This window comes from Methylomonas koyamae (assembly GCF_006483455.1).
Classification (GTDB): Bacteria; Pseudomonadota; Gammaproteobacteria; order Methylococcales; family Methylomonadaceae; genus Methylomonas; species Methylomonas koyamae_B.
The window spans coordinates 61,908-75,598 of record NZ_PPPU01000028.1 but is presented as its reverse complement, the minus strand read 5'-3'; the positions used below and the strand labels follow the sequence as shown (position 1 = coordinate 75,598).

General features: G+C 57.2%; 14 protein-coding genes. 8 read left to right on the top strand and 6 right to left on the bottom strand.

The window, feature by feature from the left end; genetic code table 11:
- The 5 genes from C2U68_RS15190 to mtaB all read left to right on the top strand — a co-directional run bounded on the left by C2U68_RS15190 (position 1) and on the right by mtaB (position 6,925).
- Entirely contained in the window at positions 1-693 is a 693-nt protein-coding gene (locus C2U68_RS15190; RefSeq protein WP_140913319.1) for an HNH endonuclease, read from the top strand.
- A 50-nt stretch (positions 694-743) separates the two neighbouring features.
- A complete protein-coding gene (gene purB, locus C2U68_RS15185) occupies positions 744-2,099 on the top strand; it encodes an adenylosuccinate lyase (RefSeq protein ID WP_140913318.1) in 1,356 nt (451 codons plus the stop codon).
- Between the two features lie 418 nt (positions 2,100-2,517).
- The gene (locus tag C2U68_RS15180; protein WP_140913317.1) at positions 2,518-4,245 is read left to right on the top strand and encodes an NAD-dependent malic enzyme; all 1,728 of its coding nucleotides are present in this window, start codon (positions 2,518-2,520) and stop codon (positions 4,243-4,245) included.
- A gap of 110 nt (positions 4,246-4,355) precedes the next feature.
- Positions 4,356-5,585 (top strand): nucleoside recognition domain-containing protein, encoded by a 1,230-nt coding sequence (locus tag C2U68_RS15175; RefSeq protein WP_140913316.1) that lies wholly within the window; start codon positions 4,356-4,358, stop codon positions 5,583-5,585.
- 50 nt (positions 5,586-5,635) lie between these two features.
- Positions 5,636-6,925, top strand: a complete 1,290-nt coding sequence (gene mtaB / locus C2U68_RS15170) for a tRNA (N(6)-L-threonylcarbamoyladenosine(37)-C(2))-methylthiotransferase MtaB (protein WP_140913315.1) — start codon at positions 5,636-5,638, stop codon at positions 6,923-6,925.
- 52 nt (positions 6,926-6,977) lie between these two features.
- Here the strand turns inward: mtaB and C2U68_RS15165 are convergent, their stop codons facing one another.
- Positions 6,978-7,760: a VacJ family lipoprotein gene (locus C2U68_RS15165; RefSeq protein ID WP_140913314.1), complete on the bottom strand. Its 783-nt coding sequence runs from the start codon at positions 7,758-7,760 to the stop codon at positions 6,978-6,980.
- Between the two features lie 92 nt (positions 7,761-7,852).
- Here C2U68_RS15165 and rnt point away from each other — a divergent pair, with 92 nt between their 5' ends.
- Positions 7,853-8,542 (top strand): ribonuclease T, encoded by a 690-nt coding sequence (rnt, locus tag C2U68_RS15160; protein ID WP_140913313.1) that lies wholly within the window; start codon positions 7,853-7,855, stop codon positions 8,540-8,542.
- A 30-nt stretch (positions 8,543-8,572) separates the two neighbouring features.
- On the opposite strand, the gene C2U68_RS15155 is transcribed toward rnt, so the two are convergent.
- The 5 genes from C2U68_RS15155 to amrS all read right to left on the bottom strand — a co-directional run bounded on the left by C2U68_RS15155 (position 8,573) and on the right by amrS (position 12,130).
- Positions 8,573-9,016, bottom strand: a complete 444-nt coding sequence (locus tag C2U68_RS15155) for a roadblock/LC7 domain-containing protein (RefSeq protein WP_140913312.1) — start codon at positions 9,014-9,016, stop codon at positions 8,573-8,575.
- 20 nt (positions 9,017-9,036) lie between these two features.
- Positions 9,037-9,450, bottom strand: coding sequence for a roadblock/LC7 domain-containing protein (locus C2U68_RS15150; RefSeq protein WP_140913311.1), 414 nt, complete (start codon positions 9,448-9,450; stop codon positions 9,037-9,039).
- A 35-nt stretch (positions 9,451-9,485) separates the two neighbouring features.
- On the bottom strand, positions 9,486-10,034 hold the full coding sequence (locus C2U68_RS15145) for a V4R domain-containing protein (RefSeq protein WP_082877652.1): 549 nt from the start codon (positions 10,032-10,034) through the stop codon (positions 9,486-9,488).
- A 22-nt stretch (positions 10,035-10,056) separates the two neighbouring features.
- Positions 10,057-10,863 carry an OmpA family protein gene (locus C2U68_RS15140; protein ID WP_140913310.1) on the bottom strand — a complete coding sequence of 269 codons (807 nt, stop codon included), beginning with the start codon at positions 10,861-10,863 and terminating at the stop codon, positions 10,057-10,059.
- 184 nt (positions 10,864-11,047) lie between these two features.
- Positions 11,048-12,130 (bottom strand): AmmeMemoRadiSam system radical SAM enzyme, encoded by a 1,083-nt coding sequence (amrS, locus tag C2U68_RS15135; RefSeq protein WP_140913309.1) that lies wholly within the window; start codon positions 12,128-12,130, stop codon positions 11,048-11,050.
- Positions 12,131-12,284: 154 nt separating this feature from the next.
- Between amrS and amrB the strand changes: the two genes are divergently transcribed.
- A complete protein-coding gene (amrB, locus tag C2U68_RS15130; RefSeq protein ID WP_140913308.1) occupies positions 12,285-13,064 on the top strand; it encodes an AmmeMemoRadiSam system protein B in 780 nt (259 codons plus the stop codon).
- Complete coding sequence (gene amrA / locus C2U68_RS15125) at positions 13,051-13,608, top strand: AmmeMemoRadiSam system protein A (RefSeq protein WP_140913307.1); 558 nt, start codon at positions 13,051-13,053, stop codon at positions 13,606-13,608. Before amrB ends, amrA begins: the two co-directional genes overlap by 14 nt.
- Positions 13,609-13,691 lie beyond the last annotated feature (83 nt).

Below are 13,691 nucleotides of genomic sequence, written 5' to 3'. Positions count from 1 at the left end.
ATGCGTCCGATTGATAAAGGTTACGACCTAGGCGAAATAAAACCTTATGGGGACGCGCAACAGCCGTTGATCGAACGCTTAGGAGAATATTGTTCGTATTGCGAGCGCTGGGTCGCCAGTGGCATTCATGTCGAACACAAAAAACCGAAAAGCGAATACCCGGAAACTGAATTTCAATGGAGCAATTTTTTGCTTGCCTGCGGCAATTGCAATTCCGGCAAAGGCCATGGCCAATTAAACCTTGACGATTATGTTTGGCCCGACAGCGACAATACCTTGTTAGCCTTTAACTACGATGGACAAGGCAGAGTATTACCGAATAAGACTCATGCCGAACCCCTCAACCGAAAAATTGAAGCCACCTGGTTGGCATTAGGACTGAACAAACATCCCGATCTCCAGATCGCCGGCCAACAAACTCCGTCAAGTAAAGACAAACGTTGGCTGCATCGACAACAAGCTTGGCAAAATGCCTCAAAGCGAAAATCGCAGCTCGCCGCCTTCGATAACGAAGAACGCAGAGCCGGAATTGTGGAAATGGCAATACAACGAGGCTTCTGGTCCGTCTGGATGACGGTATTCCAAGACGACGCCGACATGCGCCGCCGCTTGATCGAAGCCTTCCCCGGCACCGCCAAGACTTGCTTCGACGAAAGTACCCAACCAATCCAACGTCCCGGCGGACAAATTTAATCGCCGCAAGTAAACCGTTTACGTTTTAGAAATTTTAGGAAACACATAACATGACCCTCACCGCCATCTCCCCCATCGACGGCCGCTACGCCAGTAAAGTCGACGCCTTGCGCCCCATTTTCAGCGAATACGGCTTGATCCGTTATCGGGTCGAAGTCGAAGTGCGCTGGCTGCAAGCCCTGGCCGCCGAAGCTAAGATATCCGAAGTACCCGCCTTGTCCGCTGAAGCGAACCGCGTGCTGGATAACATTGTCAGCAATTTTTCCCAAGCCGATGCCCAAGCCGTCAAGGACATCGAGAAGACGACCAACCACGACGTCAAAGCCGTCGAGTACTTTTTGAAGGAAAAAGTCAAAGGCAACGCCGAGCTGCACGCAATCAACGAGTTCTTCCATTTCGCCTGCACCTCGGAAGACATCAACAACCTGTCGTATGCCTTGATGTTGAAAGAAGGCCGCGGTCTGGTCCTGGCCGAGATCGACGCCACGATAGCAGCGATCAAGCAATTGGCCCTGGCCAGTGCCGAGCAACCGATGCTATCGCGCACCCACGGCCAGTCGGCCACGCCCACCACGGTCGGCAAGGAAATGGCGAACGTCGTCGCCCGCATGCAACGCCAACGCGAGCAACTGGCCAAGGTCGAACTGCTCGGCAAAATCAACGGCGCGGTCGGCAATTACAACGCCCACAGCGTCGCCTATCCGGAAGTGGATTGGCCGCAGTTTGCACAAAACTTCGTCGAGTCGCTGGGGCTGACATTCAACCCTTACACGATCCAGATCGAACCGCACGACTACATGGCCGAATTTTTCCACGCCCTGTCGCGCTTCAACACCATCCTGCTGGACTTCGACCGCGACGTCTGGGGCTATATCTCGCTGGGGTATTTCAAGCAAAAAACCGTGGCCGGCGAAGTCGGCTCGTCGACGATGCCGCACAAAGTCAATCCTATCGACTTCGAGAATTCGGAAGGCAACCTGGGTTTGGCGAACGCGATTTTCGGCTTTCTGGCCGACAAACTACCGGTGTCACGCTGGCAGCGCGACCTGACCGATTCGACCGTGCTGCGCAACATCGGCGTCGGCATCGCCCACACCAGCATCGCCATCCAATCGACCTTGAAAGGCATATCCAAGCTGGAACTGAATCCGGCGGCGCTGGATCAAGATTTGGATATGAACTGGGAAGTGTTGGCCGAACCGATCCAGACCGTGATGCGCCGTTACGGTATCGAAAAGCCTTACGAAAAATTGAAGGAACTGACCCGCGGCCAGCGCGTCACGGGCGACGGCATGCGCGCTTTCGTCGAAAAACTGGAGATTCCGACCGACGCCAAAGCCGAACTGTTGGCCTTGACCCCGCACAGCTACACCGGCTACGCCACCGCGTTGGCGAAGAAAATCTGATAGCCCTGCTCCTGGGCGAAGCGGCCGGCCGCTTCGCCAAGGAGCACCGGCACCACCGAACTATTTCAGTGCGCCGGGATCGGTTGAGTCCGTTATTGGTGCGACCATTCCTCGTCGCGGGTCGCGATATCGAGATTGCATCACTCGCGAATCGGGCCAAACAATCTTTACCGCACCCCATTCCGTATTATTCTGCCAGCGGCAACTCCAAAACAGGCCAGATACCCGCATAATCGCGCCTCAAATCCAAAGTCCAACCGAAATCGCAGCCGAGTTAAGCCGATCCGCCGGCCAAGTCGTGCCATCGCGCTGGCCCTGGCACCGCATTTGCTTGTAGCTGATACCAATAATCAAACCAGCAAACGCCTGCCAGCTCGGATAGACTGCACGGCTGTTTGGGAATAACTACATACACCCGATGACCAGACTCAGCGACTACTTCGAATACCGCCAAGACCAGGACGGCAAGCCTTACCTGGCGGTGTCTATCCGCGGCATGACCCTGCTGAAGTTGCCGGCCAGCAATAAAGGCACCGCTTTCACCGAGCAGGAGCGCATCGATCTGGGTTTGGACGGCTTATTGCCGCCGCAAGTGACGACGCTGGAGCAACAAATCGAGCGCTTGTATTTCAGTTACCGGCAGCAGGCCGACGATATTTCCAAATACCAATTTCTGCGAGCGATCCAGGACCGCTCCGAAATCTTGTTTTACGCGATACTGGAGCGGCATCTGGAAGAGATGGTCCCCATCGTCTATACGCCGACCATTGGCCTCGCGGTGCAGAAGTTCAGCTCGCTCTACCGCACCGCCCGCGGCTTGACCCTGTCACCGAACAACATCGACCGCGCCGATGCGATTTTAAAAAACTACCCCTGGCACGACATCCGTATGATCGTGGTCACCGACGCTTCCGCGATTCTGGGCATCGGCGACCAGGGCATGGGCGGCCTGTCGATCTGCATCGGCAAACTGGCACTCTATACGGTCGGCGGCGGCGTCTGCCCGTTCCAAACCTTACCGATCAATCTCGACGTCGGCACCAATCGCGACGAATTGCTGGACGACCCGCACTATTTGGGCGTGCGCGCCAAGCGCCTGGGCCGGGAGGCCTATTTTGCGATGGTGGATAAATTCGTCGCCGCCGCTCATCGGATCTGGCCCAAAGCCATCATTCAGTGGGAGGACTTTACCAAGGACGTAGCCTTCGACGTGCTGGCCCGCTACCGGGACAAAGTGCCCTGCTTCAACGACGACATCCAGGGTACCGGCGCAATGGCGCTGGCCGGAATATTGGCCGCCTGCCGCCGGCTTGGCCAAACGCTGACCGAACAGACCATTGTCATTGCCGGAGCCGGCGCCGCCGGCATTGGCGTCGCCAGCGTGATCAAGGCCGGCCTGATGGATGCCGGATTGAGCGAGGCCCAAGCCCGGCAACGCCTGTACGTGGTCGATATATCCGGCCTGGTCGTCGCAGACCGGGAGCTGGAGCACTACAAACACGGCATCGCCCAACCGGCAACAATCGGCCAAGCCTGGGGTATTCCTGAGCATAGCCAGCCCTCGTTATTCGAAGTAGTCAGCCACGCCAAACCTAGCGTCTTGATCGGACTAACCGGCGCCGCCGGCTTGTTCGGCGAAGAGCTGATCCGTACCATGGCCGGCAACTGCCTCAACCCGATCGTGATGCCGCTGTCCAATCCAACCGCCAATTGCGAGGCGACGCCGGCGGACATCATCGCCTGGAGCGAGGGCCGCGCCATCGTCGCCACCGGCAGTCCGTTCGCCGATATCGAATACCGCGGCACCCGCCATAAAATCGGCCAAGGTAACAACGCCTTCATCTTTCCCGGCCTGGGCTTGGCGGCTATGCTCGGCGAGTGTCGCCGTATCAGCGACGCGATGGTGCTGGAATCGGCTTATGCCCTGGCCGACTACATCGCCGAATTCGAACCCGACGCCGGCGCGATCTACCCGCCTATTGCCGATTTGCAGAAAATCAGCAGCTACGTCGCGGAACGGGTGCTAGCCAAAGCCATCGCCGACGGCTCGGCTAGCCGAACCGATCTGGATCCGGCAAATTTGGCCGACTTTATTGCTGCCAACCAATGGCATCCACACTATTTGCCGTTTCGTTACGTGGGCTGACCCGCAGCGCCAGAGCGCTTGCACGAATTACTATTTTCCGCGCCGCCGACGAAGCTAAATTGCTAAAATAGCGCTAATTTTGCCGTTGCCAATCCAAATCGCCTTTCCTTGTGCTCAACCTGATCTGGGTCTTTTTCTTCCTGTCGGCGTTCGCCGTCGCCAGTTTCAAGCTCTTGCTGCTGGGCGACACTCGATTATTTTCGGAAATGGTCGCGGCGATGTTCAGTCTGGCGAAAGCCGCGTTCGAAATTTCGTTGGGTCTGGGCGGCATCTTGGCGTTGTGGATGGGCATCATGAAAATCGGCGAACACAGCGGTTTCATCGAATTACTGACCCGCGCGCTGAACCCGCTGTTTAGCCGGTTGATGCCGGAAATTCCGCAGGGCCACCCGGCGCTGGGAGCGATCACGATGAACATCGCCGCCAATATGTTGGGCCTGGACAACGCCGCTACACCGATGGGCATCAAAGCCATGCAGGAAATGCAAACGCTGAACCCGCGGCCGGAGCAAGCCAGCGACGCACAAATTCTGTTTTTGGTGCTCAACACTTCGTCGGTGACGCTGTTTCCGGTGACGATTTTCGCCTACCGGGCCCAGCTCGGCGCCGCCAATCCGACCGACGTGTTCCTGCCGATTTTGATCGCAACCTATGTGTCGACCTTAACCGGCTTACTAGCGGTGGCCTGGGTGCAAAAAATCAACCTGTTAGACAAAGTGGTACTGGCCTATTTGGGCGGCATCAGCGCATTGCTGGCCGGAATATTGAACTATTTCTCCGGCTTGGGCCAAGCGCAGATGCTGGCGCAATCGTCGCTGGTCAGCCACGTTATTTTGCTCGGGTTGGTGGTCGCGTTCATCGCCGCCGCCGTAAGCAAAGGCCTCAACGCCTACGAATTGTTCATTGACGGCGCCAAGCAAGGCTTTCAAACCGCGATCGGCATCATTCCGTATTTGGTGGCGATGCTGGTGGCGTTCGGTGTATTCCGGGCCAGCGGCGCGTTGAGTTTTATCACCGACGGCGTGCGCTGGCTTGTGGATTATTGCGGTATCGACAACCGCTTTATCGACGGTCTGCCGACTGCATTGATGAAGCCGTTCAGCGGCAGCGGCGCGCGGGCGATGATGATAGATACAATGCAGGCCCACGGCGCCGATTCGTTTGCCGGCCGACTGGCTTCGGTGGTGCAAGGCAGCACCGAAACCACGTTCTACGTGCTGGCGGTGTATTTCGGCGCGGTTAACATCAAACGCATCCGCCATGCCGCGGCCTGCGGCATCATTGCCGACATCGGCGGCATCGTTGCCGCGATTTTGGTGACTTATTGGTTTTTTGGCTAATCGCCGAACCGGCGGCTCGATTCGCCGCAAAATTTGGAAACGAAGCACAAATGCAGATACATTTAAAAACCCTCGGTTGCCGTCTGAACGAGGCGGAACTGGAAACCTGGGCCCAGGCCTTTCAAGCCAAAGGCCATGCCATCACCCGCAACGTCAACGACGCGCAATTGGTCGTGATCAACTCCTGCGCGGTGACGCAGGATGCAGTGAAAAAATCCAAACAATTGATTCGGCGCGTGCACCGCGACAATCCGCAAGCCAAACTGGTAGTCAGCGGGTGTTATGCCACCTTGAACGAAAGCGAAGCGGCACAATTGATGGGCGTCGATCTGATTGTCGGCAATAACGACAAAAACCAGTTGGTCGAGCGCACGCTGAGCGAACTGAACATGGACAGCATGCCGGCAATGTCGACCGAACCCGGTGAGGTGTCGTTGTTTAGCCGCGGTCGCCAACGCGCCTTCGTCAAAGTTCAAGACGGTTGCCGTTACCGCTGCACGTTTTGCATCGTCACCGTCGCCCGTGGCGAGGAACGCAGCCGCAGCGTCGACGAGGTCGTCGCCGAAATCAACACGCTGCATGGGCAAGGCATCAACGAAGCCATCATTACCGGCGTGCACCTGGGCGGGTACGGCAGCGATATCGGCAGCAATCTGGCCGAACTGGTGCAAGCCATTTTGGCGCGGACCGAGATTCCGCGTCTGCGCATGGGCTCTTTGGAACCTTGGGAGTTGCCGGACGGTTTCTTCGAGCTATTCAAAAACCCGCGGCTGATGCCGCATCTGCATCTACCGTTACAGAGCGGCAGCGACAGCGTGTTGCGGCGCATGGCGCGGCGCTGCAAAACCGCCGAGTTCGCCGAATTGGTGAACCAAGCCCGCAGCACGATTCCGCATTTCAACGTCACCACCGACATCATCGTCGGCTTCCCCGGCGAAACCGAGCAAGAATGGCGGGAAAGCGTCGAATACATCCAGCGCGTCGGCTTCGGCCATATCCACATCTTCAGCTATTCGCCGCGCGAGGGCACCAAAGCCACCGGGCTACCCGATCAAATCTCGCCGGACCTGAAACGGCAACGCAGCCGGGAATTGCACGCGCTGGCCGAAACGATGAAACAGGCATTTACCGAAAGCAACATCGGATGCGTGGTGCCGGTGCTGTGGGAAGGCCAGACCGAAACGTTGGCAAACGGCGATCTGCGCTATTTCGGCTATACCCCGAATTATTTGCGGGTGGCCTGCGACGTCCCGGCCGGGCGATCCTTGGAAAACCTGATTGTGCCGGCCCGGCTGGAGTCGGTGACGGCAGACTTCGTCAACACCAGCCTCGCCGAATAAAAAAGGCCGCGAGGCTTATGCCCAGCGGCCTTGGTTTAGTATCGGAAAAAACTTAATACGGGTTAGGATCCCACGGCCCGTAACCCTGGTCTTTCATTTCGTCGAATTTCAGCACGTCGTCTTCCGGCACGTTGCCGTCGTGGATCAGGTAGTTGCGTCTGGACAGATAGGCGTTCTTGAAAAATTCGTACCGATCCAACGCCGCTTCGGTCGCGACTTTTTCCAGACCCAACAAATCGGCACGGGCATCGATCACTTTCAACGCACCCGGCCCGATCGAGGCGGCGGCGCCTACCCAACCCGGGTTCAAGTAGATGCCGGCATAAGTAAACGGATTCATCGCCGCGTCGCCGACCAACCCGAATACGCCGCGCGGCGAGCTGGGTCCGAAGAACGGCAACACCAAATACGGGCCGGTCGGAATCCCCCAGTAACCCAGAGTTTGGTCGAAATCTTCATTGTGTTTGGCCAAGCCTATCATGCTACCGACATCGATCAAACCGGCCACACCGGCCGTGGTATTGACCAGAAACCGGGCACCGTCGGCTCCGGACTGGGCGAATTTGCCTTGCAGCGCGTCGTTGGCACAAACGCCGATATCGTCGATGTTACTGAAAAAATTGGTCACGCCCTGGTCGACGACATCCGGCGTCACCCAGCGGTAGCCTTTGGCCACCGGCTTCATCACGTAGTCGTCGACGCCGTCGTTGAACGACTGTACGCTTCGGTTCCAACTCTGCCAGGGATCCTTAGGATCGACGGTGTGTACCGTCGCACAACCATTGGCCAAAGCCAACAACCCTGCGACCAGCCAAGTGGTATTTCTATTTTGCATAACAAACCTCATCAAATTGAATATTGTTTATACCTATCCAAAACTCACGTAACATAGCATACAACCCATTTTTTTTACCAACCCGCAGCTCGATGCAAAGCACTTTCAACCCGTTAGGCGATCGTTTCAGAGGCTATTTGCCAGTCATTGTCGATATCGAAACCGCCGGTTTCAATGCCAAAAAAAACCCGTTGCTGGAAATCGCCGCGGTAATCGTCGAACCCGATGCGGACGGCCTGCTGCGGGTTACCGAAAAACACCATTGCAATATCATCCCGTTCAAAAACTCCGAACTCGACGAAGCCGCCTTGAAGTTCAACGGCATCGATCCCTACCACCCGTTTCGCATGGCAATCGAAGAAAAAGAGGCATTGAACAAGTTGTTTACGCCAATCAAGGCCGCCGTTAAACGCAACCATTGCAAACGGGCGATCTTAGTCGGCCACAACCCGGCATTCGATATCAATTTCCTGAACGCCGCAATCGACCGCACCAACCATAAGCGCAGCCCGTTTCACCCCTTCAGCAGCTTCGATACCGCTACCCTGGGCGGCCTGGTCTACGGCCAGACCGTACTGGCCAAAATTGCGCAAGCGGCCGGACTGGACTGGGATAACTCCCGTGCCCATTCGGCGTTGTACGATGCCGAGCAGACCGCGCAATTGTTTTGCCTGATTATTAACCGCTGGAAGAAATTAAGCGAGTTGGAAGCGCTACAAAACTCGCCGATTAGCGACTTGGCGCACAATAACGCTCCTGCCGACAACCTCGCCGAGCTGTGACGCCGCACCGGCGGCGGCGAAAGCAATAACTTAAGCCTGCCGGCTCAACACCGAAGCCAGATTGACCTGTTTCGGGCTGTAAATGCACAAAATGATAGGGCCGACGCTGAGCATGGCCAGTTTATGGTCGACGCCGACGATAACGATCTGTTCGATAGCTCCAAGACTCAACGAGACCTGACCGTGCTGAGCGGCACGAATGGTTTCCTGAATCACCGCGCCGAAAGCGTCGATATGCGGCACCTCGGCCGATTGCGCCAGAATCAGGCCGTCGTGGTAAGCCGCGCAAGCGGCTATCCCTTTGATTTTGACTACCTTATCCACCAGCGCCTGTACAGCATCGATAAAAGCCGCGCGCTTGGTCCTGGCCGATTCGCTGACGTTGACGATATCGCCGCCCGATTGGCGTTGCGCGGCGAGATAATCTGCAGCGAGCCGATCCAATTCGGCCAACTGGGATTCAAACCAATGCATATCTGTCACTTCAATGCGTCTTAATTAGCCAGATAACTGCTGAACAGCCGTTTCAACACCGGAATGGTTTCTTTCAACTCAAAGCGCACCCGGCCCAGCAGCGCCTCGCGTTGCGTCACCAAAGCCAGCATGAAACCGGCCTCGATCGGCGTCGACAAAATATAGCCCTCGGAATTTTCGCAAATCACCATGTTGGTGGAATGGTGGCCGACATGCTGCGCCGCTTTGGCGGCCGCACCGAACACCACCTGCACCGAAGCGCCGATGGCGTCGGTGTTGATTTCGAAATCGCGATGAATATGGGTGACAAAACCGTCGCTATCGACAATCGCCGCTGCCGATACTCCCTGGATACTCATCAGGTTGCGCAAAATCGAATCGATCTCGTTGTTTTGAGATTTCCGCGGATCGAGAAATTGGACGTTACTACTCATGCCGTACTCCTGATTATCGTTTTATATAGGCCTGCCTACAGCAAATCGACGCGGATCAGACAGGTCTTGTCGCCCAACGCGTTGCACTTGGTCTCGGTTGCCTTGACGTTGCGCTTGAAAAAAGTCTTGACGATACCGCCCACCATCCCGGCCTCGAAATGGCAGATCGGCGCCGAGACGTTGTGAATGCCGGCGCAGGACACGCACTCGTCGACGCGCAACTCCAGCACCCCGGCCGACAAATCGACTTTATCCGGCACCACCAGGCCGATGCTCAATTGCCGACACAGCATTTTGATCTTGCCGACGTAAGTCTCCAGGTCTTTATCGATGTTGGCCACGGCGATCTGGCCCATAGCTAAGCCCAAGCTCTGGCCTGAGTGGTAAACCAAAGAAGGCGCGCCCTGGCCCAGGATGTCCTCGACATTCGACCCCAGCGCCACCATCCGCAAGGCTTGAAACAGGCGAATCGGGATCAACGGCCCCAAATCGTTGCGGTTTTCGATTTCGAACTGGCCGGAAATAATGCCGTCGAGAATTTGCTGCTGGGCGATCTGATAATCTGATTTAGTATTTTGTAACATGGCCTCTACTCTCCTCGTTCGGTTATTGGTCCAGGCAATGCAGTTCCACCCTGCGGTTCAACGCCTGGCCGGCTTTGGTGTCGTTGGGCGCCGCCGGCTGCGCCATGCCATCCGAGGCGGTAACGATGTTTTGCGGTGGAACACCGCGGGCAACCAGCATCTTTTTGACGGTATTCGCCCTGATCTGCCCGAGCCAGCGGTTGCCGGCGTCGGTGCCTAAATTGCAAGTATGTCCGAGCAAGCGGACTTTCCCGGAACAGCTTTGCGCCGCCGCCAGCAATTCGCCCACAGCGGCACTCGATTGCGACGTCAGCTGGCTGGAGTCGAATTTAAAATAAACGGTAAAACGTGGGCCGGCCGGCGCATTGACATCCGTCCCGCTTCCCGCGGTTGTTTTGGGAATACCGGCTGCAGTGGGTTCGGTCGGCAATTGCGCCAAAATGTCCTCCGCAGGGGGATGGGCGTCAATCGTCTGCTCGGCTTGATTCGGACTGGCGGCAGCAACTGGCTCCGCTTTCCCGCCATCGGCTATCGCTGGCGATGGGGCCAAAATCGCTGATTGTTTCGAGTCGGTTCCGGCTCCGCCGCCTGCCGCCGAAGCCAAAGAATCGGTTCCTGCCACAGGCGGGCTCGGCACATAGCGATCCAACCACAACGCCGCCGCCACCAACGCGCCCAGTGCAGTAAACAGCGGTATCACCTTCGCCCGGTGCGGTTTGGCCGCTGTCGCCTCTCGCGACGAGGCAGAGGCTGGTGCGGCCACGCCCTTCCTTAAATCAGGCAGTATACCGTCCAACCCGTCGCGGTCGAGATTGCGCTTTTTTTTCATTCGTGCTCCCGGACTGTTAAAACAACTCGGTATCTATTGGTGCAGACGACGGGGCGAACCGTCGCAAATATCGGCAAACCACGGCTAAAGTAGGTCGCTTCCGTTAAAGCCACATCATATTTAATTTTTCACAATCCGCAAAATATTGAGAACCTCTTCGCAAAATCAAGCATAGTCCGAATTTTCAAAAACTTACCGCCCGCCGCTTTGCTCCCCAAGCGCCGGGTTGGGCTTGAAACAGGCCGGCGCAACGCGTACCGCAAAAGCGGCAATTGCCTGCAGCATCCAGGTTCCAGTCCGATAACACGTACCAGTCTCTGCCGATCAATAGTTCGCCACAGTGGTGGCAGTAAGTACTCTCCGCTGCCTTGTCGTGCACATTGCCGACGTAGGCGTAAAGCACACCGTTTTCCAGCGCAATTTTGCGCGCCATCAGTAGCGACGCGGCCGGCGTATGCGGTTTATCCGTCATTTTCCAGTCCGGATGGAAGGCGGTGAAATGCATCGGCACCTCCGGCCCCAAATTTTCGACCACCCACTGCGTCATCGCCTGCAATTCGGCTTCGGAATCGTTTTCGCCCGGAATCAGCAAGGTGGTCAGCTCAAACCAAACCTGAGTTTCCTGCTTCAGATATACCAACGTTTCCAACACCGGCTGCAAATGGCCGCCGGTGATTTTGTGGTAAAAATCCTCGGAAAACGCTTTCAAATCGACGTTCGCCGCATCCATGTAACGGTAAAACTCGGCGCGCGGTTCGGCGCAAACGTAACCGGCGGTCACCGCCACCGACTTCAACCCGAGTTCGCGGCAGGCCTGGGCAGTATCGATAGCATACTCGTGAAACACCACCGGATCGTTGTAGGTATAAGCCACGCTGCTGCAGCCCTGCTCCAATGCCGCCTTGGCGATCGCTTCCGGGCTGGCGCGACTCATCAAAGTATCCATTTCCCGCGATTTGCTGATATCCCAGTTCTGGCAAAACTTGCAGGCCAGATTGCAACCGGCGGTGCCGAACGACAGGATAGGCGTACCGGGCAAAAAATGGTTCAGCGGTTTCTTTTCGATCGGGTCGACCGCAAAGCCGCTGGAACGGCCGTAGCTGGTCATGACGATTTGCTGTCCCAGATTCTGCCGGACAAAACACAAGCCACGCTGGCCTGCGTGAAGTTTGCAAAAGCGCGGGCACAAATCGCATTGCACTTTGCCGTCGGCCAGGACGTGCCAATAGCGGGTGGCAGCAGTGTCGGAACTGAGTAATGTAGCCATGGTGTTGCTCCTTGAACCTCGCCGAAAAAATCCGGTCGTTACCGATGCAGTTAGCAGTAGAATAACGCCGGAGCAGGCGCGAACTGTAGTTATTTCGACAGCCGCAGCCGGCCCAGGCTTACTGATCGATTACAACTCTAATAAGGATCAGCGCATGAACAGAAAACCAGCGGTCGCCGGCCGCTTCTACCCGGCGCAACCCCAACAACTCCACGCCGAAATCGTCGGCTTTCTGCAGCAGGCCGAACCGGCGGACCAAGTTCCCAAAGCCATTATTGCCCCGCACGCCGGCTACCTCTATTCGGGGCCGATCGCGGCCAGCGCTTATGTACGCTTGAAGCCGGCAGCCGGCTCGATCAAACGCGTGGTATTGATCGGACCTTCGCACCGGGTGGCGTTCCGCGGTCTGGCGGTCAGCAGAACCCACGCCTACACCACGCCGCTCGGCGACGTCCTGGTCGACCGGGCCGCGGTGGAAACTTTATTGCAACTACCGTTTGTCGAATATATCGAGCAAGCTCATACCCTGGAACACAGCCTGGAAGTCCATGTGCCGTTTCTGCAGGAAGTCTTGCGGGACTTCAGCCTGGTGCCGATCGTGGCCGGAGACGCCAGCCCGGACCAAGTCAGCCAAGTGCTGGATCTGCTGTGGGACGGCCCGGAAACCTTGCTGGTGGTCAGCTCCGACCTGAGCCACTACCACCCTTACGCCACCGCGCAACGCATGGACCGCAATACCAGCCAACTGATCGAACAATTGCGCTACCAGGACATCGGCGGCGAGGACGCCTGCGGCAAGGTGGCGGTGAACGGCCTATTAAAATTACTCGAAGAAAAAGGCCTGTCGATCAAAACCATAGACCTGCGCAACTCCGGAGACACCGCCGGCGACAAGCAGCAAGTGGTGGGCTACGGTGCCTATGTCGTTGACTGACGACCAACGCCAACGCCTGTTGGCGCTGGCCCGGCATTCGATAAGCCATGGCCTGGAAACCGGCCGGCCGTCAAGCGTCGATCCGGCGCAGTATGCCGGCGAATTATCCGCCCGCCGCGCCACCTTCGTCACGCTCGAACGCGCCGGCCAGTTGCGGGGTTGTATCGGCATGCTCGAAGCGCGGCGGCCTTTGGCCGAAGACGTGGCCGAAAACGCCTTCGCCGCCGCCTTCCGCGATCCGCGCTTCCCGCCGCTGCGGGACAGCGAGCTGGCCGGACTCGATCTGCATATCTCGGTGCTGACGCCGGCGGAACCGCTGCCGGTCAAGTCGGAAGCCGACTTGCTGCAGCAGCTTCGCCCCGGCGTGGATGGCTTGATTCTGGAAGAAGGCGGCCGGCGGGCGACATTTCTACCCGCGGTTTGGGACGACCTGCCCGAACCGGCCCGTTTCCTGAACCACCTGAAACAAAAAGCCGGCCTGCCGGCCGCTTATTGGTCGGACAGCCTACGATTTTTCCGCTACACCACGGAAAGCTTCGGCTGAGCCATTCCTCCTGCACAACCCAGTAAAATCAAGGCCTCCAGGCTTTTTTCTTGTTCGAAAAGCTCTTGGAACGGTATAATGGC

What these genes read in the sequence shown, in the direction of transcription:
- C2U68_RS15190 (WP_140913319.1), top strand. Translation starts at nt 1, where the DNA reads ATGCGTCCGATTGATAAAGGTTACGACCTAGGCGAAATAAAACCTTAT.
- purB (WP_140913318.1), top strand. Translation starts at nt 744, where the DNA reads ATGACCCTCACCGCCATCTCCCCCATCGACGGCCGCTACGCCAGTAAA.
- C2U68_RS15180 (WP_140913317.1), top strand. Translation starts at nt 2,518, where the DNA reads ATGACCAGACTCAGCGACTACTTCGAATACCGCCAAGACCAGGACGGC.
- mtaB (WP_140913315.1), top strand. Translation starts at nt 5,636, where the DNA reads ATGCAGATACATTTAAAAACCCTCGGTTGCCGTCTGAACGAGGCGGAA.
- C2U68_RS15165 (WP_140913314.1), bottom strand. Translation starts at nt 7,760, where the DNA reads ATGCAAAATAGAAATACCACTTGGCTGGTCGCAGGGTTGTTGGCTTTG.
- rnt (WP_140913313.1), top strand. Translation starts at nt 7,853, where the DNA reads ATGCAAAGCACTTTCAACCCGTTAGGCGATCGTTTCAGAGGCTATTTG.
- C2U68_RS15155 (WP_140913312.1), bottom strand. Translation starts at nt 9,016, where the DNA reads ATGCATTGGTTTGAATCCCAGTTGGCCGAATTGGATCGGCTCGCTGCA.
- C2U68_RS15150 (WP_140913311.1), bottom strand. Translation starts at nt 9,450, where the DNA reads ATGAGTAGTAACGTCCAATTTCTCGATCCGCGGAAATCTCAAAACAAC.
- C2U68_RS15145 (WP_082877652.1), bottom strand. Translation starts at nt 10,034, where the DNA reads ATGTTACAAAATACTAAATCAGATTATCAGATCGCCCAGCAGCAAATT.
- C2U68_RS15140 (WP_140913310.1), bottom strand. Translation starts at nt 10,863, where the DNA reads ATGAAAAAAAAGCGCAATCTCGACCGCGACGGGTTGGACGGTATACTG.
- amrS (WP_140913309.1), bottom strand. Translation starts at nt 12,130, where the DNA reads ATGGCTACATTACTCAGTTCCGACACTGCTGCCACCCGCTATTGGCAC.
- amrB (WP_140913308.1), top strand. Translation starts at nt 12,285, where the DNA reads ATGAACAGAAAACCAGCGGTCGCCGGCCGCTTCTACCCGGCGCAACCC.
- amrA (WP_140913307.1), top strand. Translation starts at nt 13,051, where the DNA reads ATGTCGTTGACTGACGACCAACGCCAACGCCTGTTGGCGCTGGCCCGG.